The sequence below is a fragment of the uncultured Eudoraea sp. genome, from assembly GCF_947258525.1.
Lineage (GTDB): Bacteria > Bacteroidota > Bacteroidia > Flavobacteriales > Flavobacteriaceae > Eudoraea.
Genome location: NZ_CAMYIP010000187.1, coordinates 1 through 25,554 on the forward strand (window position 1 = coordinate 1; position 25,554 = coordinate 25,554).

Here is a 25,554-nt window from a genome sequence, read left to right on the forward strand (position 1 = left end):
GGTTCTCAGGCCCGGATTTTATATGCAGATGCGGAAGGAAGGATTAAAATTGCTCAGGCTTTTAATTCAGCCATTAAATCAGGTGAAATTTCAGCTCCCGTTGTCCTTGGGAGGGATCATCATGACGTAAGTGGTACAGATTCGCCATTCAGGGAAACCAGTAATATTTATGATGGAAGCCAATTTACAGCAGACATGGCTATCCACAATGTAATAGGAGACAGTTTTAGAGGTGCAAGCTGGGTTTCTATTCACAATGGCGGAGGCGTTGGATGGGGCGAAGTAATCAATGGTGGTTTCGGGATGGTACTTGATGGTTCGGAAGAGGCTGATAAACGAATAAAAAATATGCTGTTTTATGATGTAAATAATGGAATATCACGAAGAAGCTGGGCCAGAAACAAAGAGGCTCTTTTTGCAATTAAGAGGGAAATGAATCGAAGCCCAAATTTAAAAGTAACATTGCCCAACTTAGTAGCTGATGAATTATTAGATGGATTATTTGAATAAACCAATGATTTTGTACAAACCAACAGACGAACATATTTGGACAGGACGTGAGGCCAGTAAGGATCTTTATGTTTATCAGAAGGTAGAACAAATAGACCTGGAAATACAAAATATACCAATCACAGCATCTAATTCTTTCGTATTTCTTGGATATGAATGCGATGAGGGGGTAAAGAGAAACGGGGGAAGGCCAGGCTCAAAAGAAGGACCTCAGGCTGCCCGCAGTCAGTTGGCAAAACTACCACATCATTTAAATGAAAGTACGGCCGTTTATGATGCGGGGAACGTTGTTTGCCTGGGAGATGATATGGAGAAAGCCCAAAGCGTATTAGCGGAAAAAGTAACTCAGATATTGAATAATAAAGGGATGCCCTTATTGTTAGGCGGTGGTCATGATATAGCCTATGGACATTTTAATGGAATTAAAAAGTATATTGAGCGTGGTCAAAAAATTGGGATAATAAATCTTGATGCTCATTTTGATCTTCGTTCTAATGAAAACAGTAATAATTCCGGGACACCATTTTATCAAATTGCTAATGATTGCAAGGATGCAAATCTGGATTTTTCTTACTTGTGCCTGGGGATAAGAAATGATGCCAATGACAGTATATTATTCCAGCGTGCTCGCGAATGGGACGTTAAATATATAGAGGCAGAACTCTTTCATAAAGAGAATACTTCTTACGTAATTAACAAAATAAATGAGTTCTGTAAGGATGTTGATTTTATATATCTTACTATTGATCTAGATGGTTTTTCTTCTGCTTTTGCACCAGGTGTAAGTGCTGCCTCGCCCATGGGCTTCTCTGTAGATATCGCCCTGGTTGCCATTCACACTATCATCTCAACAAATAAACTGGTAAGCGCTGATGTGGCCGAACTTAACCCATCCTATGACCGGGATGACCAAACTGCCAAACTGGCTGCAAGCCTGCTTCACTTTATTATGCACAAAGTTGCCCTACTCTAGCCAGGATTGGTAATACGTTCCATCATCGATTTTCAAAGCCTCTTCAGTTAATTGCAATGGTTTAAATGTATCTACCATTACAGCATATTCCTCCGTACCACTCTTACCTATGCTTGCTTCGTAAGTGCCCGGATGAGGCCCGTGAGGTATCCCTGCTGGGTGTAAAGAGATATAACCTTTATCAATATTTTTGCGACTCATAAAATCGCCTTCCACATAATAGAGCACTTCATCCGAATCTATGTTCGAATGATTATAGGGTGCCGGTATGGCCTGTGGATGGTAATCATAAAGTCTGGGGCAGAAAGAACAAACTACAAAAGTACTGGTTTCGAATGTCTGATGAACGGGTGGCGGCTGATGCACCCTACCTGTAATTGGTTCAAAATCATGGATTGAAAAAGCGTAAGGGTAGTTATACCCGTCCCAGCCTACTACATCAAAAGGATGTGATGCATATATCATATGATGTAACTGGCCCTGTTTCTTTACCATTATCAGGAAATCTCCCAGTTCATCATGAGTTTGCAAATTCTCGGGTAGTCTAAAATCGCGCTCGCAAAATGGTGAATGTTCCAAATGTTGTCCAAACCAATTCCTGTATCGTTTTGGCGTATAAATCGGATGATAAGATTCGGTTATAAAGAGCCTGTTATCCTCATCTTCAAAAACAATTTGATAAATCATGCCCCGCGGTATCAGAATATAATCCCCATATCCAAAAGGGATTTCACCCAGCATAGTTTTCAGGACTCCTTTACCCTTGTGAACAAACAGTAATTCATCGGCATCCGCATTTTTATAGAAGTAATCCGTCATTGATTTTTTAGGAGCTGAAAGCGCAAGATGAACATCGCCATTGAATAACACAACTTTGCGACTATCAAGATAATCATCCTCCGGTGACACCTGAAATCCTTTTAACAATCTGGATTTTATATTATACTTAACTGCCGCCTTGGGGGACAGGTCCTCAGCTTCACCAACCTCTTTGACCATAGTTGGACGGTACAAATGATACATGAGGGAAGACATCCCGTCAAATCCTATGGTACCAAATAGTTGCTCATAATGTAAACCCCCGTCTTTTTTCTTAAAAACCGTGTGTCTTTTATGTGGTAAATTTCCAAGTTTATGATATAATGGCATGAGCAAATCTGTTTAAAAGTCATCACTAAAATTACGACAAATTGAAGGTTTTGTAAAATAAAGCCTCATAAAGTTCGGGCAAATATTGTATTGTATTAACCAAGGTAAGTTCTAAACAAAAAAAGCCTCCCAAATAGGAAAGCCTTTCATTGGTATGTACCGATTAAATCTCGGCATCTATACACATACACCATTATTAATGATGTACAACACAACCTGGCAAAGATATAAAAGGATTCTATAATAGTTGTTATAATTCCTTCCTTTTATATTTTGGTCTTGAAGGGTCTGACTATTAATCGGGCAGCCTTATCATAGTTGATGTAATTATATACCCAATTAAAAAAAACAATGATTCTGTTTCTAAATCCAACTAATGACATCAGATGAACAAACATCCATATAAACCATGCAAAGAAGCCCCCGAATTCGATCCGCGGAAGATCTACTACGGCCTTATTGCGTCCTATGGTTGCCATATTACCCTTATTCTTATACACAAAAGGCTTCATGGGCCTGCCTTTTAACAAGTCTTCTATATTCTCAGCCAGGAGTTCCCCCTGTTGAATTGCAGGCTGAGCCATTTGAGGGTGTCTTTTTGGGTAAGCTTCAGTTTCCATGTAAGCTATATCTCCAATGGCAAAAATATTTTGGTGTCCCGAAATTTGATTATACCTGTCTACTTTATACCGATTTAGGTTTTTTATCAAAGTACTGGGATCTAAGCCGTCTATGGCAGCCCCGGTAACCCCGGCAGTCCAGATAAAATTCCTGGTTCTGATCTCTTCTCCATTACTCATTTTTACGAGGTCGCCATTGTATCCTTCAACAATAGTATTCAAATGTAGATGTACTCCAAAATCTTCCAAAAACTTCTTCGCCTTGGTTGAAGCTCTGGAACTCATAGGCGGTAAAACTGCATCTGCACCTTCAAACAAATGAATTTCCATTTCATCAATATTAAGATGTCTGTAGTCTTTTGGAAATACATGTTTTTTCAATTCGGCGAGCGCTCCGGCTAGTTCAACCCCGGTAGGACCGGCACCAATAATACTAAAATTAAGTAGCGCCTTACGCTCTTCAACATCATTACAATTATCTGCCAATTCGAAATTCTGAAGTATAAGACTTCGAATATCTAGTGCCTGCGGTACACTTTTCATGGACATTGCATTTTCCTCAATCTCCGAATTTCCAAAATAATTGGTTCGTGTGCCTGTGGCAATAACCAAATAATCATAAGAGATAGTACCAATATCCGTATGTACTTCTTTAATTTCGGGTACTATCTTTTTTACCGTAGCAAGCCTGAAATAAAAATTCCGCAGCCTTTTTAAAATCTTTCTAATGGGATAGGCTATAGAATCTGGTTCTAAACCGCCGGTGGAAACCTGGTACAAAAGTGGTTGAAATGTATGGTAGTTGTGTTTGTCTATGACAACAACCTGAATCGGAAGTTTCCTAAGTTTTTTAGCCAGTGAAATTCCTGCAAAACCAGCTCCGATAATTACTACTCTTTTATTTGTATTCTCGGGAAGATTCATATGTTTATTAGTAGTAAAAATAACGCATCCCTTACCGTTCATCGATGTTTTTTAACTGAGTTGATAAGACCAGGTTTCAGTTAAAAACTCATTTCCGGGATAATGTGCTAATTGTAAGTGTTTTAATCGGACATACCTTTCATTGGTCGTAAATCCCACAAATGCCCGTCGTTCATTAGTAATTTTATAATGGATTCTCCAAGTCTCTAAAACCACCTATACCATGCTTAAAAAGTCACTTATTTTTACACTCTTAGGTTTTTTGGTTGTTTCCTGTACGCTCGATACAACTGAAGAATATGACGATTTACTTTATATTGAAAACGGCCTTCCCGATTTACCTCAAAACAAAACAGAAGATAATCTGGAAAGTGAAGTTCTCCAAATATCAAATTGGATCAATAATATGCAGCTTCCCAATGGGCTACTCACAAGTTCTGAAAATACAGACAATGTCTCCCTATATGACAATGCTCTGGCCGCTCTGGCCTTTTTGGCAGAAGGAGAAATTGAACAAGCGGAAGGAGTCTTTGATTATTTTAATGAGCGAATAAATTCCGAATTTGCACAGAATAATGGTGGATTCTACCAGTTAAGAAAAAGTGACGGTACTAATGGGGTTCGCACATGGATGGGAGATAATGCCTGGTTGCTAATAGCGCTTAATAATTACAAAGAAATAACCGGAAATAACCAGTATGATATTTTAGCCTTAGAATTGGAGAATTGGATCAGGGGTTTACAGGATGAAGATGGAGGCTTATGGGGAGGTTTCAATGAAGATGGAACACAAATACATAAAGTTACCGAAGGAATTATTATGGCATTCAACGCTGTTAGTGGTTATGATGATTTTCACAGGGGAATATTAAACTATCTTAAGCAAGAACGATGGAATTTAAATGATCGCCTTCTGGTGGCCTGGCCTGAAAATGAGGCCCATTACTACGCTATGGACCTGCATTCCCTTGGTTATTTAATTTTTAAGAATTTCCCCGAAGAAGTACTCATTAAGGCTGAACGCTATAAAAACACGCAAATAGCCAGTTTTAACGGAGAAGAAATATCCGGCTACTGTTTTGATGAAGATAAAGATGTTATTTGGCTGGAAGGTACGGCACAAATGGCACTGGCTTATAAAGAAGCTAATATGACCAATGAGTCTAATTATGCTCTTCAGCAATTGAAAAAAGCACAAATGAAGAACTCTGCCTGGGAAAGTTCAATGGGAATTCCTTATGCAACCAATGTTGGCACCAGTTATGGTTCTTCATTATTGTGGGAAGATGCTGCGAGCACACCGGCAATATCATCTAGTATTTGGTATTTGTTTAACGAATTAAATTTTAATCCACTGACATTAGGGAGGCAAAAAAATATACCGGCTGAAGAAATGTTCTGGAACTATTAATTTTCTACAGATTTATCATTGTGTTAACACCAGTCTTTTTTGAATTTGGATAACTTTAAACAAAAAATGAAAACTTCTGCTATGTTCTGGGTTGGGGCAACTACAATATTGTTAATAATGGTAACTATAATGGCTACCATGAACTTTGCCTTTAGCTGGGTCTTTTATCTCACGGTTCTCGGCCAGATAATGATAGTCTATATGGTCTATAAAGTACTAACGGACAATTATAAAACTTCAAAAACATTTGAAGACTTCTATGAGGATTACCCTATTAGGGAATAAACTACTTCGTTTCAAATAATAATATTTTACTAATACTACTACTAGTCAGGTAACACCAGAAGAGGTATTGGTGTATGGAACGCAATTCGTTTTACAACAGGTTCTCTTACCAATTCTTCCAGGAACCCATGTCGGTAATGTACCAGTGCAAGCATTTGTATTCCATACTCTTTTATGAAGAATTCTATTACATCTGATTTGCTGGCAAAATAAGGCATCCTATGTAAACAGTTTGAGACTGACGAAACATATTCCAATAAAATATCTTTATTTGATTCCTGATACTTACTCAGCTTTTCTTCCTCGTTAATGTGCATAATATTAATAGTAGCACCAAATTTAGCGGTCATCTCAAGCAGAGGTTCAATTACTTCAATGTTAAAATTTCTTTTAAAATTTGTTGGAAATCCTATTTCCAGAGGTTTTACATATTCAAAATCCTCCGGAACAGCCAGGATTGGACACCCTCTTACCGCCTTTATGATTCTTACGGTATTACTCCCTAAAAATACCTCATCAAAGCCCGAAGCGCCTTTTGTGCCTGTTACTATAAAATCTATGTCCTCTGCTTCTACAAGTTCTTTGATTTCTTCGGTAAGCAGATTAAAAGAGGAAACGCTCCTGAAACTGTGTTGGGGGTATTTATAATAGGTATTAATTTGATCAAGCAGCTCTTCCAGTCCCCGTTCAGACTCAGATCGAACATTATCTTCCAGTATTCCACCGTGAATAGTTGTAGCCATAAAACGACTATGTACTATGGCAGGGGTATAGGTATTTAGCAGATGAAAAATACATTCTTCTTCTTTAAAAAGTTCAATTGCAAACTTTGCAGCATTTAAGGAGTTTTTGGAAAAATCCGTGGGTAATAATATATTTTTCATACACCTAGTTCATCAAATTACTGTGTAAAAATACCCCCGTGATAAGATGGAAACAATGATATATGTCAGGTTTTCAAATCCAATGCAATTATTGGCAGGGCTTTATTTACGGTAGACGAGGAGTATAAAGGTGTTTTTACTAAAAACCTTCAGCAAGATCTTTTAATTTCTTTTCGTCCAAAATCCCAAGTTTTTTTCCCGAGCTTTTAAGCAAACCTTTCTTTTTAAATTCAGAGATAATACGAATACAAGATTCAGTAGCTGTGCCCACAACATTGGCAATATCTTCTCTTGAAAGGGTAAGAACCAGATATCCTTCCTCATCCTCGCCATAGTTAGATTTAAGGTAAAGGAATGCTTCTGCGATACGTTGTTTAACAGTCTTCTGTGAAATATTTACAATTACATCATCTGCCTCCCTTAAGTCATGTGCCATGAGGCGAAGTACTTCAAATGTAAAATCAGGATTCTTGTGTAAGGTATTAACAATTGCTTCTTTAGGTATGAAGCAAAGCTTCATATCGTTTACAGCCACTGCACTCAAATTGGAAGTCTCCTCTGCAATCACGGAGCGTTGGCCCATTACTTCGCCCTTGGTAGCCAATTTAACTATTTGATCTTTTCCATTGGAGCTAAGTTTGGAAAGCTTTGAAACTCCTTCCCTTACACAAAAAACGCCATTGAGTTTTTCACCTTCTTCAAAAATTGCCTCACCTTTTTTGATGATTTTGGAAGTCTTTGAATCAGATACCTGCTTTAATTCTTCCTTAGTCATGGCGCGCAATGAATTAAACTGACGTATTATACAATTCTCACACCTGCTTTCAGAACCCATGAATTTTTGTTTAGGCTTTAGAAGGTCAAAATTATTGAAAAGGTGACAAATATCATATATATTTTGAGTAAATTACTACAAATTCGCATTCAGGTAATAAGCAAATGTTTTAGAATATGACTAAATGTTACCACTGTGGTGATGAATGCAGCACTACGGCGATAGTATTTGACCAAAAAAACTTCTGTTGTAACGGGTGTAAAACCGTATATGAGATTTTTCAGACCAATGATCTAACCTATTACTATGATCTGCAGTCTGCTGCAGGAACTACTCCTTTAGAAATTGAAGGAAAATACGATTTCCTCAATTCGGATAAAATTACCCAACGATTAATTGAATTTGATGATGGAACAATTCAAATTGTGAATCTTTCCATTCCCGGAATACATTGTAGCTCATGTATCTGGGTGTTGGAAAATTTAAAAAAATTACATCCCGGAGTTACAAATTCGCAAGTAGATTTCCCTAAAAAAATGATTAGAATAACGTATAACAGGGAACTGGTTTCGTTGAAAGAATTGGTTATTCTTCTTGCAAGAATTGGGTATGAGCCTTATATCTCACTTGATGATTATGACAAAGGAAAAAGCAAAACCGACAGAAGTATTTTCTACAAACTTGGTGTTGCAGGTTTTGCCTTTGGGAATATTATGTTTTTATCCTTTCCGGAGTATTTTGAAGTAGGTGAATTTTGGCTCGATCAATACAAAGGATTATTCAGGTGGCTGATGTTTTCTTTTTCACTTCCCGTAGTGTTTTATGCAGGTAGCGACTATCTTACCTCGGCTTATAAAGGATTGCGTTCCCGACTTCTAAATATTGATGTGCCAATTGCTCTTGGAATTCTTGTTCTTTTTTTACGAAGCACATTTGAGATTGCCTTTAACCTGGGCTCCGGATTTTTTGATAGTCTTACCGGGTTGATCTTCTTCCTCCTTGTGGGCAGGTACTTTCAACAAAAAACGTATTCATTCCTTTCGTTTGAACGCGACTACAAGTCATATTTTCCCATTGCAGTTACCAGATTAAATAAGGAAAAGAAAGAGGAAACAGTTCAGGTATATGATATAAAAAGAGGTGATAGGTTGCTAATCAGGAATGAGGAACTCATCCCTGTAGATGGAATTCTTATAAGTAATAAGGCCCAAATAGATTATAGCTTTGTAACCGGAGAATCAGAACCTGTTCAAAAAAATTCAGGTGATAAAGTCTTTGCCGGAGGGAGGCAGTGTTACGGCGCAATTGAAATAGAAACATTAAAAAGTGTTTCTCAGAGCTATCTTACACAATTGTGGAGTAATTCTGTTTTCGAAAAAGACAAGACCACTACATTTCAAACCCTGACAGACAGCATTGGAAAAAGCTTTACTATCACTGTATTGACCATTGCAATTATAGCCGCCTCTTTTTGGATGTTCAATGACAGTAGTAAGGTGTTAAATGTGTTTACTGCTGTCCTTATCATAGCCTGTCCGTGTGCCATTGCCCTTGCTGCTCCGTTTACTCTGGGTAATATGCTGCGGATTTTCGGGCGCAAGAAATTTTATTTGAAGGACAGTGGGGTTATAGAACAATTGGCTCAAATAGATACTGCAATATTTGATAAAACAGGAACAATAACCACTACACAATCCAGCGCAATTACTTATGAAGGTATGGAGTTAACCGCTGAAGAAGAATCCCTTCTTAAAAATACTTTGCGGGCCTCAAATCATCCCTTAAGCAGATCGCTCTATGAGCTGTTAAAAGAACACAATATAGAAACACTTGATGACTATAAAGAATATACAGGAAAGGGAGTGCAGGGTGTAAAGGATAAAAGTGACATTAAAGTTGGTTCAGCTGATTTTGTCGGACATCAGCAACAAAGTGATTATAAAAGCACAGCGGTTCACGTAAGTACAAATAATCTCTACAAGGGTCGTTTTGTTTTTCATAATAACTACAGGGAAGGGGTTTCCGAAGTATTTAAAAATATGAGGCGCTATCTGGATTTAGCTGTTATATCAGGGGATAATGAAGGTGAAAAAGCCAGGTTGGAAAAGCTTCTGCCTAAGTTGACCCCTTTATACTTTAATCAAAAACCAACAGATAAGCTCAATTTTGTTAAAGAGTTACAAGCCAATGACAAAAAGGTACTAATGGTTGGTGACGGCTTAAATGATGCAGGCGCATTGGCACAAAGTAATGTAGGGCTGGCCATTTCTGAAAACATAAATGTATTCTCTCCTGCCTGTGATGGAATTCTTGATGCCGTAAAATTCAAATATCTTAACAATTATATCCTGGCCTCTAAAAAGGCCATGAACATTATAAAATTATGTTTTGTCCTCTCATTGATGTACAATGTGGTTGGTCTTTATTTTGCAGTTACGGGCCAGTTAGAACCTGTTATTGCAGCTATATTAATGCCGCTAAGTTCAATTAGTATTGTTGCCTTTGCAACCCTTGCAACAAATGTGATAGGAAAGAAATTAAATTAATTTTAAAACCTGACATATGTCATTTTTTCAAATTGGTGAGGAATGTAGTTTTACGCCAGAATTCAGGTAGGTATGAGTGTAATTTATTTATTGCTTACAATAAGTATTGTGGTAGCGCTGGTTTTCTTTGCTGCTTTTATCATTTCTGTTCGCAGTGGTCAGTATGACGATTCGTATACTCCATCGGTAAGAATGTTATTTGAAGATGAAGTAGTTAAAACTAAGGCCGAAAATTCTGATACCAAAATCGAAAAATCAATCCAACTAAATAAAAAGCAAAAATTGTAATTATGGAAGTACAACAGTTCTATTACGATAACAAAATCGTAAAAAAATTCCTCTACGCCACTTTGTTTTGGGGAATCATTGGTATGCTGGTAGGATTACTACTGGCATTTATGTTTCTATTCCCTAATATAACAGATGGGATATCATTTCTTAGTTTTGGGCGACTCCGCCCATTGCACACCAATGCTGTAATCTTTGCATTTGTAGGGAACGCCATCTTTGCCGGGGTTTATTACTCCACCCAGCGTTTGCTCAAAGCGCGCATGTTTAGTGATTTCCTGAGTAATTTTAACTTTTGGGGGTGGCAAACGATCATAGTGGCAGCGGCTATCACCCTTCCATTAGGAATAACTACTTCTAAAGAATATGCAGAACTGGAGTGGCCTATTGATATTGCAATTGCACTGGTATGGGTGGCATTTGGATGGAACCTTATTGGAACAATGTTAAAAAGAAGACAACGTCATCTCTATGTAGCCATATGGTTCTATCTGGCCACATTCGTAACAGTAGCTGTTCTTCATATCTTTAACAGTTTGGAATTACCGGTGAGTGCATTTAAAAGCTATTCCGTATATGCAGGAGTTCAGGATGCTCTTGTACAATGGTGGTACGGGCATAATGCAGTGGCATTCTTCCTTACGACACCTTTTTTAGGATTGATGTATTATTTTGTTCCTAAAGCTGCCAACAGGCCGGTATACTCATACAGACTTTCTATAGTGCATTTCTGGTCCCTGATTTTTATTTACATCTGGGCCGGACCTCACCATTTATTGTATTCCGCTTTGCCGGATTGGGCACAAAATTTAGGTGTTGCATTTTCTGTAATGTTAATTGCTCCTTCATGGGGTGGTATGATAAATGGGTTATTAACGCTTAGAGGAGCCTGGGACAAAGTACGTACAGATCCTACTCTTAAATTTATGGTAGTAGCAATTACTGGATACGGGATGGCCACTTTTGAAGGCCCAATGTTATCCTTGAAAAATGTAAATGCTATTGCGCATTTTAGTGATTGGATTATTGCACACGTCCATGTAGGTGCCCTGGCATGGAATGGTTTTCTTGCCTTTGGTATGATTTACTGGCTGGTTCCGAAAATGTTTAAGACCAGGCTGCATTCTACACCAATGGCCAATTTCCACTTTTGGATAGGCACATTGGGGATCATTCTATATGCCTTACCCATGTATGTGGCAGGATTTACCCAAGCTTTAATGTGGAAAGATTTTAATCCGGATGGATCTTTGGTTTATGGTAACTTTCTGGAAACCGTAAATGAAATTATCCCAATGTACTGGATGCGTGCAATAGGTGGTACGCTTTATATTGTTGGGTTTGTAGTTATGTTATACAACATCGTAGTTACGGTTCGCTCTGGTAGCAAAGTGGAAGATGAACTTGCGGAGGCAGCTGCTTTAACACGCGTTTCCAAAAGAAGAACTGCAGGAGAAACTTACCACACCTGGTTGGAACGCAAACCTATTAAATTAACGATATATGCAACTATTGCGATTCTTATCGGAGGGATTGTTCAGATTGTACCAACCATTCTTGTAAAGTCTAATATCCCAACTATTACAAGTGTAAAACCATATACACCTTTGGAATTGGAGGGAAGAGATCTTTATATACGTGAGGGTTGTGTGGGTTGTCATTCCCAGATGATTCGTCCTTTCAGAAGTGAAGTGGAGCGCTATGGTGAATACGCCAAAGCCGGAGAGTTTGTTTATGATCACCCATTCCTTTGGGGTAGTAAACGAACCGGACCCGATTTATTGCGGGTTGGTGGTAAATATTCAGACAGTTGGCACCTTAACCATATGTATGACCCGCAAAGTACCTCATCAGGTTCTATTATGCCGGCATATCAGTGGATGGTTCGCGACAAACATGATCGTAGTGGTATAAAGGGTAAAATGGAGGCTATGGTTAGCCTTGGTGTCCCTTATACAGAAGAGGACATTGCTAATGCCGATGCTTCTATGGAAGAACAATCCATACAAATAGAAGAAAACCTTTATGCAGATCCAGATTTTGTTAAGTCTTATGAAGCCGATAAGAAATATGCAGCTGACAACGGATTGGAATTTGTGGAAATGCGCGATCGTGAGATCGTTTCACTAATCGCTTATTTGCAGCGCTTAGGTACAGATATAAAAGTTAAGGAAACCGACGAATTATTGTCAGAAAACAAGTAGATCATGCTAAAGTTCATAAAAAATCACATGGAAAGTATGGAAGGTATTGCCACCTATCCCATGATATCACTGCTTATCTTCTTTGTATTTTTTGCCATTCTTTTTTGGTGGGTATTTACCGCTTCAAAAGAACATATCAAGGAAGTTAGTGAAATACCATTAGAAGATAATCAACCAAAACAACAAGAACTATGAAAAATATGTCACCATGGTGGATTAGAATCCCCGTAATATTCTTTATCATCTTTGGATTGATGGAATACTTTATTGACTCAGGAGAAAAACCGGCATTTATTGAGTATCCCATAACACAGTTCTTTTTATTGATGGTGTTGCTGATCCTTGTTGCAATTGAACTTATTTTAAAGTCTATAGAAAATGTAATGTTTCAAACACTTTCTGAAGAAGGTAAAGAAAGGTATTTGGAATCCAAATCCAAACAATTGGAATGGAGTTGGGGTAAGAAGATGTACAAAAAACTTTTAGGAACCAAACCCATAGAAGCAGAAGGCGAAATCATTCTGGACCACAACTATGATGGCATAAAAGAGCTTGACAATAAGCTACCTCCATGGTGGGTTTACCTTTTTTATGTTACCATTATTTTTGGTGTTATTTACCTGATTAGATTCGAAATTTATGGTGATTATGACCAGGATTTGGAATATGAACTTGAGGTTGCCGCAGCTCAGGCAGAAATTGAAGCTTATAAGAAAACCGCCAAGGATTTGGTAGATGTTAATACGGTTGAACTTTTAACTGAGGCCTCAGATCTTAGTGCGGGAAAATCCATTTTTGAAACCAATTGTGTGGTATGTCATATGGCAGACGGTGGCGGAGGAATAGGGCCTAATCTTACAGATGAATATTGGATTTTAGGAGGAGGAATTAAAAATGTCTTTAATACCATTTCTGAAGGTGGACGAGCCGGCAAAGGAATGGTGCCATGGAAACAAACCCTGAAACCGCTAGAAATGGCGCAGGTTTCAAGTTATTTACTCACTTTCCAGGGAACAACACCTGCCAATCCTAAAGCTGCTGAAGGAGATCTATGGGTAGACGAAAATGCTCCAATTCAGGAAGATTCACCGGAGGAAGAACCAGCGCCGATACAAGAGAGCGATTCTACTACGGTTGTTATGAATTAATAGTTCATTTCTGCTTAATTGCTCTGAACTGAAAAAAGCTATGGAAGAGAATTTTAGGGATAGTATTGGGACCATTGATCAAGAAGGAAAGCGGGCCTGGATATTCCCAAAGAAGCCTAGTGGCAGGTATTATGAATATCGAAAATGGGTCAGTTATGCCCTGTTGATTTTCCTCTTTGCTTCGCCTTTTATTAAGATAAATGGCAACCAGTTCCTTATGTTTAATGTTTTGGAACGTCGGTTCAATATTTTTGGATTTCCTTTCTGGCCACAGGATTTTCATCTCTTTGTTATTTCTATGATCATAGGGGTAATTTTTATTGCACTTTTTACTGTTGCCTTTGGTCGCATTTTTTGCGGATGGATGTGCCCGCAAACAATTTTCATGGAAATGGTCTTCAGACGAATTGAATACTGGATAGACGGAGATCGAGGTGCACAGATCCGTTTGGATAAACAGTCATGGAATGCAGAAAAAATAAGGAAACGACTACTTAAATGGTTTGTCTTCTTTGTAATATCCTTTTTAATCGCAAATGTCTTCCTGGCCTATCTTATTGGAAGCGACAAATTATTCCAATACATCACTGATGGACCCCTGGCTCATGTAAGTACATTAGTGTCACTTCTAATTTTCACAGGTGTATTTTATTTTGTTTTTGCATGGTTCAGAGAGCAGGTCTGTATTATAGCCTGTCCCTATGGTAGAATGCAAGGGGTATTGTTAGACAATAAATCTATAGTAGTAGCCTATGATCATAAACGTGGCGAGGGCGAAAATGGCCGTAAAAAGTTTCGGAAAAATGAAGATCGGCAAGCTCTGGGTCACGGCGATTGTATAGACTGTTTCCAATGTGTAAATGTGTGCCCAACGGGTATTGATATCAGAAATGGCACCCAACTCGAATGCGTTAATTGTACAGCCTGTATAGATGAATGTGACACCATTATGGAAAAAATAGATCTTCCTAAAGGTCTTATTCGTTATGCCAGTGAGGATAATATTGAACGAAAGGCAAAATTTACATTCAATCCCCGATTAAAAGGTTATTCTGCAGTACTTGTAATTTTAATTGGAGTATTCATTGGCATGCTTTTCTTAAGAAATGATCTTGAAGCTAATATTTTAAGACTGCCAGGACAACTTTATGAACGCAAAGAAGGTAATATGATTAGTAATGTGTATACGTACAAGCTAATCAATAAAACATCTAAAGACATTGATGATGTAAGTTTTAAACTTCTCTCGCATGACGGTAAAATTAATTTGGTATCACATCGTAGTTTTGAGGTTCCCGCACAGCAATTGGCAGAAGGCACCTTGTTTATTGAAATAAATAATTCGGTCCTTAATGGCGATAAAGACAAACTGAAGATTGGTGTATATAGCGGGGAAGAATTAATTGAAACAACTACGGCAAGGTTCCTGGCACCAAGAAGTTATAATTAACAGTATTCATTAATATGAAATAAAAAATATGAAGTTTAATTGGGGAACAGGAATAGTTTTGGCATTTGTAGCATTTATTGCATTTATCCTTTATTTCGTGATACTTGCTAGCACAACTAATAGTGCAAATCACGATTTGGTCACAGAGGAGTACTACAAGGAAGAACTGGCCTATCAGAAGGAGATTGATGCACTGTCTAATGCCAAAGATTATGCTTCCCAATTCAGTTTTGTTAAAAATAAAAATGGGTTAGCGGTTACGTTTCCTCCAAAAATGAATTATAAAGAAATAGAAGGTAAAGTGTCCCTATACAGACCATCCAATAAACACTTGGATTTTGACTTTCCTATAAGTTTATCCAATAAACATTTGCTCATACCTGACAAACGTTTGTTGGATGGTCGCTGGGACATAAAAATATATTGGAATTATCAGGGTAAAGAGCACTTGATAAAAAAGAGTATCACCTATTAATTATTTATGTTATTATCTGCTTTAATATTGGGTCTTATGGGAAGTTTGCACTGCATAGGCATGTGTGGCCCCATTGCATTTATGCTGCCTGTAAGTCAGAATAATAAGTATAAAAAAGCAGGTCAGATTTTCATTTACCATTTTGGAAGACTAATGGCCTATGGTATTATTGGTTTATTATTTGGGCTATTAGGCAAGGGACTATTCATCTTTGGTATACAGCAAAAGCTATCGATTTTAATTGGTGTTATAATGATATTAGCTGTAATAATACCTTACAAGTATATGAGCAGACCTGGCCTTTCCAAACCGATATATAGGGTTGTTGGAAAAATTAAAAATAATTTAGGTAGAGCATTAAAGAAGAAAACAGCAGATACATTTCTCACTATTGGCTTTCTTAATGGATTTTTGCCATGCGGATTGGTGTATATGGCCCTGCTGGGTGCTATTGCAATGGGCACAGCTGCTGAAGGTTCATTGTATATGATCTTGTTTGGTTTAGGAACAGTTCCTCTGATGACAACAGCAGTTTACCTAAGTGGAATATTAAAGGATTCTGCCAAACAGCGAATACGAAAATTAATCCCGGTTTTTGTAGTTATTATCGGGGTGCTTTTTATTTTGAGAGGAATGGGTTTAGGAATACCATATGTATCTCCAAAGCAAATGACTGAAGTAGTTAGCACAGAATTAGAATGTCATTAGCCTTAATCCAATTGTTGGTGAGGCAAATTGTAAATCCTATAAAAAAATAAACATGAAAATTGTTACAGCAGAAGAAGCTGCTTCCATTGTTAAATCGGGGGATCGGATTTTCTTACAAGGAGCTGCTATGACTCCAAATACATTAATAAATAATATTTGTGACAGGTATGAGGAACTAGAGGAAGTAGAGATCATATCTATTCATACTGAAGGGGAAGTTAAATATGCAATCCCTCCCTATAATCAGGCCTTTAATATAAATAGTTGTTTTGTTGGAGGAAATGTCAGAAAAGCAGTGAACACAAATAAAGGTGATTATATCCCTATTTTTCTTAGTGAAATCCATTTTCTGTTCAGGCGGAATATATTACCCCTTGATGTAGCGGTTGTTCAGGTATCTCCACCGGACCGGCATGGGTATTGTTCTTTAGGTGTATCTGTAGATATTGCTATTCCAGCAATACAAACTGCTAAGAAAGTAATTGCCCAGGTTAATCCTCAGGTGCCAAGAACTCATGGAGATGGTATTATTCATAAAGACCGTATTGATCTCGCCATAGAGGTAGACGAACCTATCCATGTTGCACCAATTACCCCAATAACGGATTTAGAGCATAAAATAGGTAAAAATGTTGCCAGTCTTATTGAAGATGGCGCCACTTTACAATTGGGTATAGGAAATATTCCAAATGCTGTTTTAACCAATTTACACAATCATAGAAGATTAGGTGTACATACAGAAATGTTTTCGGATGGCCTGCTTCCACTGGTGGAGAAAGGTGTTATAACCGGAGAGGAAAAGGAGATAAAAACTAATAAGATTGTAACTTGTTTCGCCGCCGGAACTAAAAATTTATACAATTTTGTAGACGACAACCCAATCGTACATTTTAAAGAAGCGGCTTATACAAATGACACCAATTTAATTGCACGAAATCCTAAAGTAACTGCAATAAACAGCGCTATTGAAATAGATCTAACCGGACAGGTATGTGCCGATAGTATTGGACAGCGCCATTTTTCTGGTGTAGGAGGTCAAATGGATTTTATTAGGGGTGCTACTATTTCTGAAGGGGGAAAACCAATTTTTGCAATTTCCTCAGCTACACCTAAAGGAATAAGCAAGATTGCCCCTACCCTCAAAGAAGGTGCAGGAGTTACTACCACAAGAGCACATGTTCACTATGTAGTTACTGAATATGGAGTGGTAAACCTTTTTGGAAAAAATTTATACGAAAGGGCCAAGGCCTTGATTTCTATTGCGCATCCGGACCATCGTGAAATGCTTAATAAAGCTGCATATGAACGATTTGATCGATCTTAAAAAGTATTCATGTTATTAGAAAAACATATAGATCACACTTTATTAAAACCTGTGGCCACGCCCAAAGCAATAAAACAGTTATGTGCTGAGGCCCTGGAATATAATTTTTATGCCGTTTGTGTAAATAGTTGTTATGTAGCCCTGGCCAGGGAAGAATTGAAGGATTCCGAAGTGAAAATAGCTGCAGTAGTTGGTTTTCCATTAGGTGCGATGTCTACAGAAGCTAAAGTATACGAGGCTCAGTATTGCATAGAACAAGGCGCCGATGAAATAGATATGGTGATGAATCTTGGTTGGTTAAAATCTGAAGAATTCGGTCTTGTAAAAGAGGAAATAGCTTTAATAAAACAGGCTATAGGATCCAGAAAATTAAAAGTAATAATTGAGACTTGCTACCTTACTGCCGAAGAGAAGAAAATAGCCAGCATGCTGGTTGTTGAAGGCAAGGCGGATTTTGTGAAAACTTCGACCGGATTTGGCTCCGGAGGGGCTACATTTGAAGATATTGAACTAATAAGCAATGTAATTCAAAATAAAATAAAGATCAAAGCCTCAGGAGGAATAAAAGATAAGAAAACCGCCTTGCGTTATTTAGATATGGGCGTTTCTCGCTTAGGTACTTCTTCAGGTATTGCAATTGTTAAATAAACTAATCCGTAAGCTATGAGTGCCCACATTGATGCAAAAAAGAACGAGATTGCCGATTCCGTCCTTATGCCGGGTGACCCACTGCGTGCCAAATGGATGGCTGAAACCTTTTTGGAAAATCCCTATTGCTACTCAGATGTTCGCGGTATGCTGGGCTATACCGGCGAATTTAAGGGACAACGTATTTCAATACAGGGAAGCGGTATGGGAATACCCTCCGCCATGATATACTATCATGAACTTATTAATGATTACGATGTGAAACGAATAATCCGGGTAGGCACTGCCGGATCCTATCAGAAGAATGTAAAACTTAGAGATGTTGTATTAGCCCTATCTGCTTCAACTAATTCGGGGATTAACAACGCTATTTTTAATGATGTAAATTATGCCCCTACGGCAAATTTCGATTTACTCATGAAAGCTGTTTCATATACAAAGGAAAATAATGTTCCTATAAAAGTGGGCAATGTACTTTCCTCCGATCTTTATTACGAGCACGATCCAAGGGCTTATAAGAAATGGGCCGACTATGGTGTTTTGTGTGTTGAGATGGAAGCAGCCGGACTTTATAGCATTGCGGCAAAATACAATATTGAAGCCCTCGCAGTCCTTACTATTTCGGATTCATTAGTTACAGGTGAGAAATGCAGTTTTGAAGATAGGGAACGAACTTTTGAAGAAATGGTTAAAATTGCGCTGAATATCTGCCTGGAATAAGTTAGCTGCGCTAAAAGATGATTCATAAACACATTCCTGGGGTAAAAGTAAAAGCTAAATTTTCTGATTGTAAAAAATTCAGATATCAACTTACCATAGAAAATATTACAAAAACGAAGGGCGATAGCTTATGCGTTATTATGCAAAACCCCAGTATTGCCAATACAGAAATTGCCGATAAATCTGTTCAATTTCTTGAAAAACTCATTTTTGAGAAAGAGGTTGAGTTGTTTAAAAATGTGAAAACGATCATAATCGTTAACCAGTTTGCCCGTATTCAAACCAAATATTTTAAAGGTAAAGTCGAAGATATTGGTACGGATAATGATATTCATATCCGCAATGCGATGGATTCATCCAATACAATCCTGATTGCCTGGGGAAAAACTAACCCGTTTTTAAAAAGGCAACAAGATATCCTCAGAATTATATCTTCATTTAAGGATAAAAAAGTTTTAATGGCAAAGAAACATCCTTCCCGGGGTACTTATCAAAAGTTTTTAGTGCCCTTTTCAAATTAAAAATCCTTTCTTTTGGCCTTGTACGCTAATCGCCAAATAGGCAAAACGGTCCAAAGGATCAGCATCGTTATGGAAACAATCAAACCCGTGTAAGTGCCAAAGAATTGCTTAAATATTGCGCCTGTATATCCTAAAAGTGCTGAAATATCTAATTTTAAAAGAATCAAGGTTCGTGAAAGATCTATCGGGTTGAACATGGTGGCCGCCAAAGAAAAAGAATCTAAGGGATATTCTTCAAAGAGGATCAATGACATTAGGAATAAGCCATCATAAATAACCGCTAAAAAAAGCCACAGTAATACAGCATACCCAAAACCTTTGATTTTGTTTTCATTGGATAAAGCAATATTAAAGGCCAAAGCAGCGAAAATAAGGGTAAGAAAGGCCCCCGTTATTAACAATAATGAAAAATCCCAGATGGTATCACTCTTAAACAAGCCATAAAGAACAAAAGGTATTCCCAATCCCAGGACCAGGCTTAGCATTAAAGAACCTGCCACACCAAGATATTGCCCCAGGAATATTGAACTCCTTTTTAAAGGTTGAGCCAGTAATAACTCTGTGAATTCTTTTGAATTATAGAAATACATCACCCCGAAGATGGTGCTTATTAGTGGTACCAGAATAATGATAACGTTCATCAAGGTTATTACGGCTTTAGAAAGGTCATTGTTAAGGAATAAAAGCACAAAACCCAATGCTAAATAGAATAGAAAATACACATAGCTCCATCTACTTCGCATTAAATCATAAAAACTATATTTTAATATCTTAAGCATCAGATGTCTGGGTTGCAATGGCCGCTATGGCATGTTCAAAATCTGTTTGATTGGTCTTGGACTTCAATTGTTCAACAGTCCCTTTGAAAAAAATATTACCTTCCAAGAGATATACAATTTCATCTGACATTTCTTCAACAAACTGCATAATATGGGTGGTGATCAAGATGGTCTTTCCTTTGTTTTTCTCTTTAAGAAGCAGTTCTTTTAACTTAATTAGGGACGCCGGATCTAAACCTGAGGTAGGTTCATCAAGTATAATCAAGGGACAATCGAACATAAAAGTCAATACAATATTCACCTTTTGCTTGGTGCCGCCAGAAAGGGTACTTAATTTTTTATCCAAAAAAGGATCCAAACCAAAAAGTTTTATCAAATCTTCTTCCATACTATCCTTCTGGCGAAGGTCTTTGATCATCCTAATTAGTTCTTTTACTTTGAGGTTGCCCGGAAAGTTTGCTATCTGAGGTAGGTAATTTATCTCTTGTCTGTATTTCCAATTCTTTTTTATTGTACTGCCCTGAACTTTAATTTCACCTGAAGAGGGAACCACCATTCCCAAAATGCATTTAATCAATGTGGTTTTACCAGAACCATTGGGGCCGAGCACAGCAAATATTCCACTCCCATGAATGTCTAAATCCAGATTAGAGAGCACCTGGTTTCTTCCAAATTTTTTATACAAATTTTCTATCTGTATCATTTTAATCTTTTCATTAGCGGCATCTCATCCAATAAGTTATCTGGCGTAAAAACAGGGGATACTTTTTCGGAGAAATCAATTATATCCATAAACATGCTGCGTAAAAGTATAATTGTTTCGGGTGTTCGGTTTACAACGTATGAAAATAATTTTACAGGTCGATAAGGCACATCTCCTATTCCATCTTTATCCAAATCATATCCGGTATAATTGCTCCAATAATTTTTTTCAAATACATTATCATTCAATTTGCTGTTATACGAAATATCAAATGAGTTGTAAAGGAAATTATTATTGATAAATGAATTTGTATAGCAGGCTCCTAAAACTTTTACGGCCCAACCATTACTAATAAAGTCATTGTTTTTATATTCAATTCGATTTGAACCTTCGATATTGATACCAATAGTGTTTTCCTCAAAGGTATTGCCAATAATCTCCGCATCATTGATTTCCTTGAGCAACATACCAAATGCAGCCGTACCCCAATTCTTTTTAAATACATTGCCCATCATTTTGATACGTTTGGAAAACATTACGGCCACTCCTGCTCCATTATTCTCAAAGGTGTTATCCGTATAAACATCATCGTTCGAAAACATAAAATGAAGACCATACCTAAGATTATTTGTGCTGATGTTATTATGGATTGAAATATTATCTGAAAATTCCAGGTAGATACCATCGCGAACACCTTGCACAATATTCCGGTCTACCTGAACATGATGGGAATACCATAATTGAATACCGTTGCCAGAATTATACTCATCCAAAGCATCGCCAATAATTTTATTGTGATAAACCCTCCCGTTGTTCGATCTTTCCAGATATATACCGAAAAACAGCTTCTCCAATACTACGTTTTGTATCAGAAAGTTATCACTTTTAACCACACGAATAGCCGCATAATCTGTAGTGTAACTGGTGCCTACGTTTATAATATGTAGCCCATCAATTGTCACATTATCGGAAACAATGCGAATGATTTCACCGCGATCTTCTCCGTCTACCACCGGGTAATTTTCACCTATCAGCGTTAAGGGTTTGTCAACAAGGATATTGAATTCCCTATAGGTGCCTTTTTTAATTAGAAGTGTATCAAAGTCTGTTGCAAGAGCAACCCCTTCTTTTATAGATTTCACTTCACAGCTAGGGCAAACCTCAATGGTTTTGGCCATAAGCGGAGTTCCTATAAAAAATATAAATACTATTAACTGTAGCTGAAATTTATACATTATCGTATTATCAAAAATTTGGAATTCTCATTGGCCATAACGAAATGTGGGGTAGCCTTAGGGAAATTAAAATTTTGTTGTGTTTTAAGTTTGTATGAAGTCTCATTAATGTGAAAAGCAATTTCGCCCTCCAATACGATCAATTGTGCATCCTTAGGTGAGGTATGTTCCGGAAAGGTTGCGCCTTTTTCCAAACTTATACTAAGAATCTCCAAAGCATCTGTCTTTACTATTTTTTTTAATTGCAAATTGTCAAAGGGTTGATCGGCTATTTGATTGCTTATAGTATAAATCATGCAATATTTTTATTTAAAAAATAATGGTTAACAGAATTTAACGGGCAAAAGATAACCGCATACCATTAACCATTATAATTGAATATTATTAATGTACCTTAAATTTAGTCAACAACTCATTCCAAGAGTACAATTTCCCATTATTTTCAGCCTCAACATTCTCAGCTTCAACTTTGGATTGAAATCCAGACAAGTATTCGCCCATAGGACTAGGAATTTCCTTACTTATTAAAAAGGTAGCTTTTTTGGCATCGATTAAATCGCCAGGTGCCTGGTAATCATTAACCAAAAAAAGTTCAATTGTTGCCACATCAACGTCCTTTAAATGGTTCACCATACACTCTACTGCATCAAACTTAAAAACCTTACCTTTTTGCGTTACTACTTGAGCCGCATGTTGTTTGTCCACAATGGTCATCGAACAAAAATGACATCCGTCAGAACCATAATTAATTGGTTTAGGACTTACCTCACATGACATGAAAATGAATAGAACTAAACTTAGATAAATTAATTTATTTATCATTTGTTTTTACTTTAATCGGTCTTACAGCACTGGCCTTGCTTTTGGGTTGCCATGATCTTTTGCCCACAAAAAATGCTATAATAGTCATCATCATGCCTGCAAACATCAACCACGCACCGGTAGATGGTAAAGAGGTTACGTCGAAATTAAGCATTTTTACATGGCCAAAAAGTGGTGGTTTGTAGCTCACAGGCGTACCATCAGGGTTGGTGAGTTTCATTATGGCATTTGGATCTAAATTGGTTCCATAATCTACCATCCATGCATTAAAATCATACATGCCCAATACTCCTAATATACTCATTAACACGAACCATCCCATAAACCAAGTGTAGCTGACTTTTTCAAAAAAACGTAGTGTACGCATCCCTATATAGTGGTTAAGGCCATCAATGTTCTGAATATCAAATTCGCTAACTCCCTTAATACCATCAATAAAAATGTTCATTCCCAAAGGTTCCGGATATTGAGGTGCACCCAGCATAATGTTCCAAAGCGGGAAAACGTACAATCCCAAAAGAAACAAAGGACCAATAATCATTAAGATACTTGCTTTTTTCATCATTTCTAATTTTCGGTAGTTTACAAATCAAACATGGTTTTGGAAGGACACTTTAATTTTAGATTAAAGCGGGCAGGTCATAGACACAGCCCGCTTTAATATGCGCATTAAAATAATTTCCCTGAGTACTTTTATTCTCCTAAAGACCAGGATAGGTCAATATTTGAATTTGCAGGAGACACTCTAATATAACCTTGCATTTCTTGGTGTAAGGCAGAACAGAAATCAGTACAATAGAATGGCCATACACCAACCTTTTTGGGTTCCCACAATGAAGTCTTGGTTTGTCCCGGCATTACTAAAATTTCTGAAGTCCCCTGCCCAATAATGGTGAAACCATGAGGTACATCAAAATCTTGCTCGTGATTTGTGATATGGAAATAAACTTTATCTCCTACTTTAATACCCTCGATATTGTCGGGAGTAAAATGACTTCTAATGGTAGACATATATATGTGTACTTCATTCCCATCACGTTCTACGCGAGCATCATCAGGTCCTATAGTGGCATATTTGTGCTTGTTTTCATCCAATCGATAGATTTTTTTCGAATTTGCTGTCAATAAATCGGCAGGACATCCCGCTGCATAATGAGGTTCACCATGGGTTGGGAAATCATAAATCAATTCCATTTTTTCTCCTGAAATATCATAAATCTGAGCAGAGTGTTCCATTTCGGGACCAGTAGGAAGATACCTGTCTTTTGTAATCTTGTTCATTGCTACAACATACTTACCGAAAGGCTTCCTGGAGTTTCCTCCTGGGATCATCAAATGCCCTACGGAATAATAGGTCGGCTTTCTATCAACAACCTCCCAGGTTCCTACTTTCCATTTAACAACTTCTGAAGAAATAAAGAATGTAGTATACGCATTACCCTTATCATCGAATTCGGTGTGCAGTGGGCCTAAACCTCCACTTTTAACGGTACCTGCCAAGACCTCTTCGAATTTCAGAATAGGAATGCCATAAGCCTCTCCATCAAATTTTTCACCTTCTATAGCTGCTAACATTTTGTCAAATGAGTGAACCGTAATGTCTGCAGACAGTTTTCCGCTACCAATAATATATTGCCCGGTTGGATCTACATCACAGCCGTGTGGCGATTTAGGAGTGGGAAGGAAGTACAAAGATCCAGGTACTTTGGTTGGATCTACTGTAACAACCTCTTTTATCATAGTAGAAGTTCCCGTATGGGTTTCTTCGTCATAAACGTTGTGCGCATAGTTAGCAGGCATTTTTGTTCCGCCTCCATTCTTTACGTACTCCTCTATTTTCTTCCAGTTAACCGCAGCGATAAAATCCTTGTCGTTTTGCGAAGCCATAACCTCTAGCAAAGAACTGGCCTCTTCGGTGTTATATGTTGAAAAGAAGAACCATCCGTGAGATTTTCCACGACCGGGATGGGAAAGGTCATAGTTGAAACCAGGCATTAATACCTGGAATTCCAGATTTAATCGCCCATTGTCCGGAGCTACACTAATAAAAGACAAAGCTCCTTTGAAATTTCCCTTATATTCATTGATTGGCATATCACGCTGAGGAACAGGTACTGAAAATCTGGTGCCGGCTACTACATACTCCGTGTTTTCTGTTATAAATGAAGAACTGTGGTTACCTGCACTGTTAGGAACCTCAATTATCTCTTCAGTCTCGAAGGTACTCAAACTTACCCGTGCTATGCGGGGAGTATTGTTACCGTTAACAAAAATCCATCGACCATCCAATTCACCATTGGTTTGTGAAATATCCGGGTGGTGTAAATCATCCCAGGGAACAAATCCAAAGGAAGTATTCAACATTGGTTTGGTTTCTTCCGAGTACCCATAACCAGATGTAGGGAATTGTGAGAATACGGGAATTTCTTTGAACATACGTCCTGAGGGGAGA

General features: G+C 37.7%; 26 protein-coding genes and 1 pseudogene. 16 read left to right on the forward strand and 11 right to left on the reverse strand.

Annotated features, from left to right (window positions below):
* Both Q0X89_RS13705 and hutG read left to right on the forward strand, forming a co-directional pair.
* Positions 1-510 (forward strand): annotated as a pseudogene (locus Q0X89_RS13705) (urocanate hydratase); the annotation flags it as partial.
* Positions 511-514: 4 nt separating this feature from the next.
* Positions 515-1,483 (forward strand): formimidoylglutamase, encoded by a 969-nt coding sequence (gene hutG / locus Q0X89_RS13710; RefSeq protein ID WP_297695122.1) that lies wholly within the window; start codon positions 515-517, stop codon positions 1,481-1,483.
* On the opposite strand, the gene Q0X89_RS13715 is transcribed toward hutG, so the two are convergent.
* Together Q0X89_RS13715 and Q0X89_RS13720 are read right to left on the reverse strand one after the other, a co-directional pair.
* Positions 1,475-2,632 (reverse strand): homogentisate 1,2-dioxygenase, encoded by a 1,158-nt coding sequence (locus Q0X89_RS13715; protein ID WP_297695124.1) that lies wholly within the window; start codon positions 2,630-2,632, stop codon positions 1,475-1,477. The two genes, hutG and Q0X89_RS13715, sit on opposite strands and share 9 nt — an antisense overlap.
* A gap of 266 nt (positions 2,633-2,898) precedes the next feature.
* Positions 2,899-4,176: an NAD(P)/FAD-dependent oxidoreductase gene (locus tag Q0X89_RS13720; protein WP_297695172.1), complete on the reverse strand. Its 1,278-nt coding sequence runs from the start codon at positions 4,174-4,176 to the stop codon at positions 2,899-2,901.
* Between the two features lie 223 nt (positions 4,177-4,399).
* On the opposite strand from Q0X89_RS13720, the gene Q0X89_RS13725 reads away from it, so the two are divergent.
* Complete coding sequence (locus Q0X89_RS13725) at positions 4,400-5,587, forward strand: hypothetical protein (RefSeq protein ID WP_297695126.1); 1,188 nt, start codon at positions 4,400-4,402, stop codon at positions 5,585-5,587.
* Between the two features lie 66 nt (positions 5,588-5,653).
* The gene (locus Q0X89_RS13730; RefSeq protein WP_297695128.1) at positions 5,654-5,872 is read left to right on the forward strand and encodes a hypothetical protein; all 219 of its coding nucleotides are present in this window, start codon (positions 5,654-5,656) and stop codon (positions 5,870-5,872) included.
* Between the two features lie 41 nt (positions 5,873-5,913).
* On the opposite strand, the gene Q0X89_RS13735 is transcribed toward Q0X89_RS13730, so the two are convergent.
* Together Q0X89_RS13735 and Q0X89_RS13740 are read right to left on the reverse strand one after the other, a co-directional pair.
* Entirely contained in the window at positions 5,914-6,756 is an 843-nt protein-coding gene (locus tag Q0X89_RS13735; RefSeq protein WP_297695130.1) for a universal stress protein, read from the reverse strand.
* 139 nt (positions 6,757-6,895) lie between these two features.
* Positions 6,896-7,591, reverse strand: a complete 696-nt coding sequence (locus tag Q0X89_RS13740) for a Crp/Fnr family transcriptional regulator (protein ID WP_297695132.1) — start codon at positions 7,589-7,591, stop codon at positions 6,896-6,898.
* A gap of 116 nt (positions 7,592-7,707) precedes the next feature.
* Here Q0X89_RS13740 and Q0X89_RS13745 point away from each other — a divergent pair, with 116 nt between their 5' ends.
* The 12 genes from Q0X89_RS13745 to Q0X89_RS13800 all read left to right on the forward strand — a co-directional run bounded on the left by Q0X89_RS13745 (position 7,708) and on the right by Q0X89_RS13800 (position 19,563).
* Complete coding sequence (locus Q0X89_RS13745; protein WP_297695134.1) at positions 7,708-10,077, forward strand: heavy metal translocating P-type ATPase metal-binding domain-containing protein; 2,370 nt, start codon at positions 7,708-7,710, stop codon at positions 10,075-10,077.
* A 72-nt stretch (positions 10,078-10,149) separates the two neighbouring features.
* Positions 10,150-10,365: a cbb3-type cytochrome oxidase assembly protein CcoS gene (gene ccoS / locus Q0X89_RS13750; RefSeq protein WP_297695136.1), complete on the forward strand. Its 216-nt coding sequence runs from the start codon at positions 10,150-10,152 to the stop codon at positions 10,363-10,365.
* 2 nt (positions 10,366-10,367) lie between these two features.
* Complete coding sequence (ccoN, locus tag Q0X89_RS13755; RefSeq protein WP_297695139.1) at positions 10,368-12,569, forward strand: cytochrome-c oxidase, cbb3-type subunit I; 2,202 nt, start codon at positions 10,368-10,370, stop codon at positions 12,567-12,569.
* Positions 12,570-12,572: 3 nt separating this feature from the next.
* Positions 12,573-12,764: a CcoQ/FixQ family Cbb3-type cytochrome c oxidase assembly chaperone gene (locus Q0X89_RS13760; protein WP_297695140.1), complete on the forward strand. Its 192-nt coding sequence runs from the start codon at positions 12,573-12,575 to the stop codon at positions 12,762-12,764.
* Positions 12,761-13,717: a cbb3-type cytochrome c oxidase N-terminal domain-containing protein gene (locus Q0X89_RS13765; RefSeq protein ID WP_297695142.1), complete on the forward strand. Its 957-nt coding sequence runs from the start codon at positions 12,761-12,763 to the stop codon at positions 13,715-13,717. The genes Q0X89_RS13760 and Q0X89_RS13765 overlap by 4 nt, the downstream gene beginning before the upstream one ends.
* 40 nt (positions 13,718-13,757) lie before the next feature.
* Positions 13,758-15,167 carry a cytochrome c oxidase accessory protein CcoG gene (gene ccoG, locus Q0X89_RS13770; RefSeq protein WP_297695144.1) on the forward strand — a complete coding sequence of 470 codons (1,410 nt, stop codon included), beginning with the start codon at positions 13,758-13,760 and terminating at the stop codon, positions 15,165-15,167.
* Positions 15,168-15,195: 28 nt separating this feature from the next.
* A complete protein-coding gene (locus Q0X89_RS13775; protein ID WP_297695146.1) occupies positions 15,196-15,642 on the forward strand; it encodes a FixH family protein in 447 nt (148 codons plus the stop codon).
* Positions 15,643-15,648: 6 nt separating this feature from the next.
* Positions 15,649-16,350 carry a sulfite exporter TauE/SafE family protein gene (locus Q0X89_RS13780; protein ID WP_297695149.1) on the forward strand — a complete coding sequence of 234 codons (702 nt, stop codon included), beginning with the start codon at positions 15,649-15,651 and terminating at the stop codon, positions 16,348-16,350.
* Between the two features lie 52 nt (positions 16,351-16,402).
* Positions 16,403-17,674 (forward strand): acetyl-CoA hydrolase/transferase C-terminal domain-containing protein, encoded by a 1,272-nt coding sequence (locus Q0X89_RS13785; RefSeq protein ID WP_297695151.1) that lies wholly within the window; start codon positions 16,403-16,405, stop codon positions 17,672-17,674.
* Positions 17,675-17,683: 9 nt separating this feature from the next.
* A complete protein-coding gene (gene deoC, locus Q0X89_RS13790) occupies positions 17,684-18,322 on the forward strand; it encodes a deoxyribose-phosphate aldolase (RefSeq protein WP_297695153.1) in 639 nt (212 codons plus the stop codon).
* 15 nt (positions 18,323-18,337) lie between these two features.
* Positions 18,338-19,042 (forward strand): purine-nucleoside phosphorylase, encoded by a 705-nt coding sequence (deoD, locus tag Q0X89_RS13795; RefSeq protein ID WP_297695155.1) that lies wholly within the window; start codon positions 18,338-18,340, stop codon positions 19,040-19,042.
* Positions 19,043-19,059: 17 nt separating this feature from the next.
* Positions 19,060-19,563, forward strand: coding sequence for a DUF1643 domain-containing protein (locus Q0X89_RS13800; RefSeq protein WP_297695157.1), 504 nt, complete (start codon positions 19,060-19,062; stop codon positions 19,561-19,563).
* On the opposite strand, the gene Q0X89_RS13805 is transcribed toward Q0X89_RS13800, so the two are convergent.
* The 7 genes from Q0X89_RS13805 to nosZ all read right to left on the reverse strand — a co-directional run.
* Positions 19,560-20,342: an ABC transporter permease gene (locus Q0X89_RS13805; protein WP_297695159.1), complete on the reverse strand. Its 783-nt coding sequence runs from the start codon at positions 20,340-20,342 to the stop codon at positions 19,560-19,562. The genes Q0X89_RS13800 and Q0X89_RS13805 overlap by 4 nt on opposite strands.
* On the reverse strand, positions 20,335-21,045 hold the full coding sequence (locus Q0X89_RS13810) for an ABC transporter ATP-binding protein (protein WP_297695161.1): 711 nt from the start codon (positions 21,043-21,045) through the stop codon (positions 20,335-20,337). The genes Q0X89_RS13805 and Q0X89_RS13810 overlap by 8 nt, the downstream gene beginning before the upstream one ends.
* Entirely contained in the window at positions 21,042-22,280 is a 1,239-nt protein-coding gene (locus Q0X89_RS13815) for a nitrous oxide reductase family maturation protein NosD (protein ID WP_297695163.1), read from the reverse strand. The genes Q0X89_RS13810 and Q0X89_RS13815 overlap by 4 nt, the downstream gene beginning before the upstream one ends.
* The gene (locus Q0X89_RS13820) at positions 22,280-22,576 is read right to left on the reverse strand and encodes a cupin domain-containing protein (RefSeq protein ID WP_297695165.1); all 297 of its coding nucleotides are present in this window, start codon (positions 22,574-22,576) and stop codon (positions 22,280-22,282) included. The genes Q0X89_RS13815 and Q0X89_RS13820 overlap by 1 nt, the downstream gene beginning before the upstream one ends.
* Before the next feature lie 88 nt (positions 22,577-22,664).
* The gene (locus tag Q0X89_RS13825) at positions 22,665-23,102 is read right to left on the reverse strand and encodes a nitrous oxide reductase accessory protein NosL (protein WP_297695166.1); all 438 of its coding nucleotides are present in this window, start codon (positions 23,100-23,102) and stop codon (positions 22,665-22,667) included.
* A complete protein-coding gene (locus Q0X89_RS13830; RefSeq protein WP_297695168.1) occupies positions 23,092-23,664 on the reverse strand; it encodes a hypothetical protein in 573 nt (190 codons plus the stop codon). Before Q0X89_RS13830 ends, Q0X89_RS13825 begins: the two co-directional genes overlap by 11 nt.
* A 131-nt stretch (positions 23,665-23,795) precedes the next feature.
* On the reverse strand, positions 23,796-25,554 hold a 1,759-nt coding region (nosZ, locus tag Q0X89_RS13835), incomplete at its 5' end, for a Sec-dependent nitrous-oxide reductase (RefSeq protein WP_297695170.1).

What these genes read in the sequence shown, in the direction of transcription:
- Q0X89_RS13800 (WP_297695157.1), top strand. Translation starts at nt 19,060, where the DNA reads ATGATTCATAAACACATTCCTGGGGTAAAAGTAAAAGCTAAATTTTCT.
- deoD (WP_297695155.1), top strand. Translation starts at nt 18,338, where the DNA reads ATGAGTGCCCACATTGATGCAAAAAAGAACGAGATTGCCGATTCCGTC.
- deoC (WP_297695153.1), top strand. Translation starts at nt 17,684, where the DNA reads ATGTTATTAGAAAAACATATAGATCACACTTTATTAAAACCTGTGGCC.
- Q0X89_RS13745 (WP_297695134.1), top strand. Translation starts at nt 7,708, where the DNA reads ATGACTAAATGTTACCACTGTGGTGATGAATGCAGCACTACGGCGATA.
- Q0X89_RS13760 (WP_297695140.1), top strand. Translation starts at nt 12,573, where the DNA reads ATGCTAAAGTTCATAAAAAATCACATGGAAAGTATGGAAGGTATTGCC.
- Q0X89_RS13830 (WP_297695168.1), bottom strand. Translation starts at nt 23,664, where the DNA reads ATGAAAAAAGCAAGTATCTTAATGATTATTGGTCCTTTGTTTCTTTTG.
- Q0X89_RS13765 (WP_297695142.1), top strand. Translation starts at nt 12,761, where the DNA reads ATGAAAAATATGTCACCATGGTGGATTAGAATCCCCGTAATATTCTTT.
- Q0X89_RS13780 (WP_297695149.1), top strand. Translation starts at nt 15,649, where the DNA reads ATGTTATTATCTGCTTTAATATTGGGTCTTATGGGAAGTTTGCACTGC.
- Q0X89_RS13735 (WP_297695130.1), bottom strand. Translation starts at nt 6,756, where the DNA reads ATGAAAAATATATTATTACCCACGGATTTTTCCAAAAACTCCTTAAAT.
- Q0X89_RS13775 (WP_297695146.1), top strand. Translation starts at nt 15,196, where the DNA reads ATGAAGTTTAATTGGGGAACAGGAATAGTTTTGGCATTTGTAGCATTT.
- ccoG (WP_297695144.1), top strand. Translation starts at nt 13,758, where the DNA reads ATGGAAGAGAATTTTAGGGATAGTATTGGGACCATTGATCAAGAAGGA.
- Q0X89_RS13805 (WP_297695159.1), bottom strand. Translation starts at nt 20,342, where the DNA reads ATGCTTAAGATATTAAAATATAGTTTTTATGATTTAATGCGAAGTAGA.
- Q0X89_RS13725 (WP_297695126.1), top strand. Translation starts at nt 4,400, where the DNA reads ATGCTTAAAAAGTCACTTATTTTTACACTCTTAGGTTTTTTGGTTGTT.
- Q0X89_RS13740 (WP_297695132.1), bottom strand. Translation starts at nt 7,591, where the DNA reads ATGGGTTCTGAAAGCAGGTGTGAGAATTGTATAATACGTCAGTTTAAT.
- Q0X89_RS13825 (WP_297695166.1), bottom strand. Translation starts at nt 23,102, where the DNA reads ATGATAAATAAATTAATTTATCTAAGTTTAGTTCTATTCATTTTCATG.
- Q0X89_RS13720 (WP_297695172.1), bottom strand. Translation starts at nt 4,176, where the DNA reads ATGAATCTTCCCGAGAATACAAATAAAAGAGTAGTAATTATCGGAGCT.
- Q0X89_RS13785 (WP_297695151.1), top strand. Translation starts at nt 16,403, where the DNA reads ATGAAAATTGTTACAGCAGAAGAAGCTGCTTCCATTGTTAAATCGGGG.
- ccoS (WP_297695136.1), top strand. Translation starts at nt 10,150, where the DNA reads ATGAGTGTAATTTATTTATTGCTTACAATAAGTATTGTGGTAGCGCTG.
- Q0X89_RS13730 (WP_297695128.1), top strand. Translation starts at nt 5,654, where the DNA reads ATGAAAACTTCTGCTATGTTCTGGGTTGGGGCAACTACAATATTGTTA.
- Q0X89_RS13815 (WP_297695163.1), bottom strand. Translation starts at nt 22,280, where the DNA reads ATGTATAAATTTCAGCTACAGTTAATAGTATTTATATTTTTTATAGGA.
- Q0X89_RS13820 (WP_297695165.1), bottom strand. Translation starts at nt 22,576, where the DNA reads ATGATTTATACTATAAGCAATCAAATAGCCGATCAACCCTTTGACAAT.
- hutG (WP_297695122.1), top strand. Translation starts at nt 515, where the DNA reads ATGATTTTGTACAAACCAACAGACGAACATATTTGGACAGGACGTGAG.
- ccoN (WP_297695139.1), top strand. Translation starts at nt 10,368, where the DNA reads ATGGAAGTACAACAGTTCTATTACGATAACAAAATCGTAAAAAAATTC.
- Q0X89_RS13715 (WP_297695124.1), bottom strand. Translation starts at nt 2,632, where the DNA reads ATGCCATTATATCATAAACTTGGAAATTTACCACATAAAAGACACACG.
- Q0X89_RS13810 (WP_297695161.1), bottom strand. Translation starts at nt 21,045, where the DNA reads ATGATACAGATAGAAAATTTGTATAAAAAATTTGGAAGAAACCAGGTG.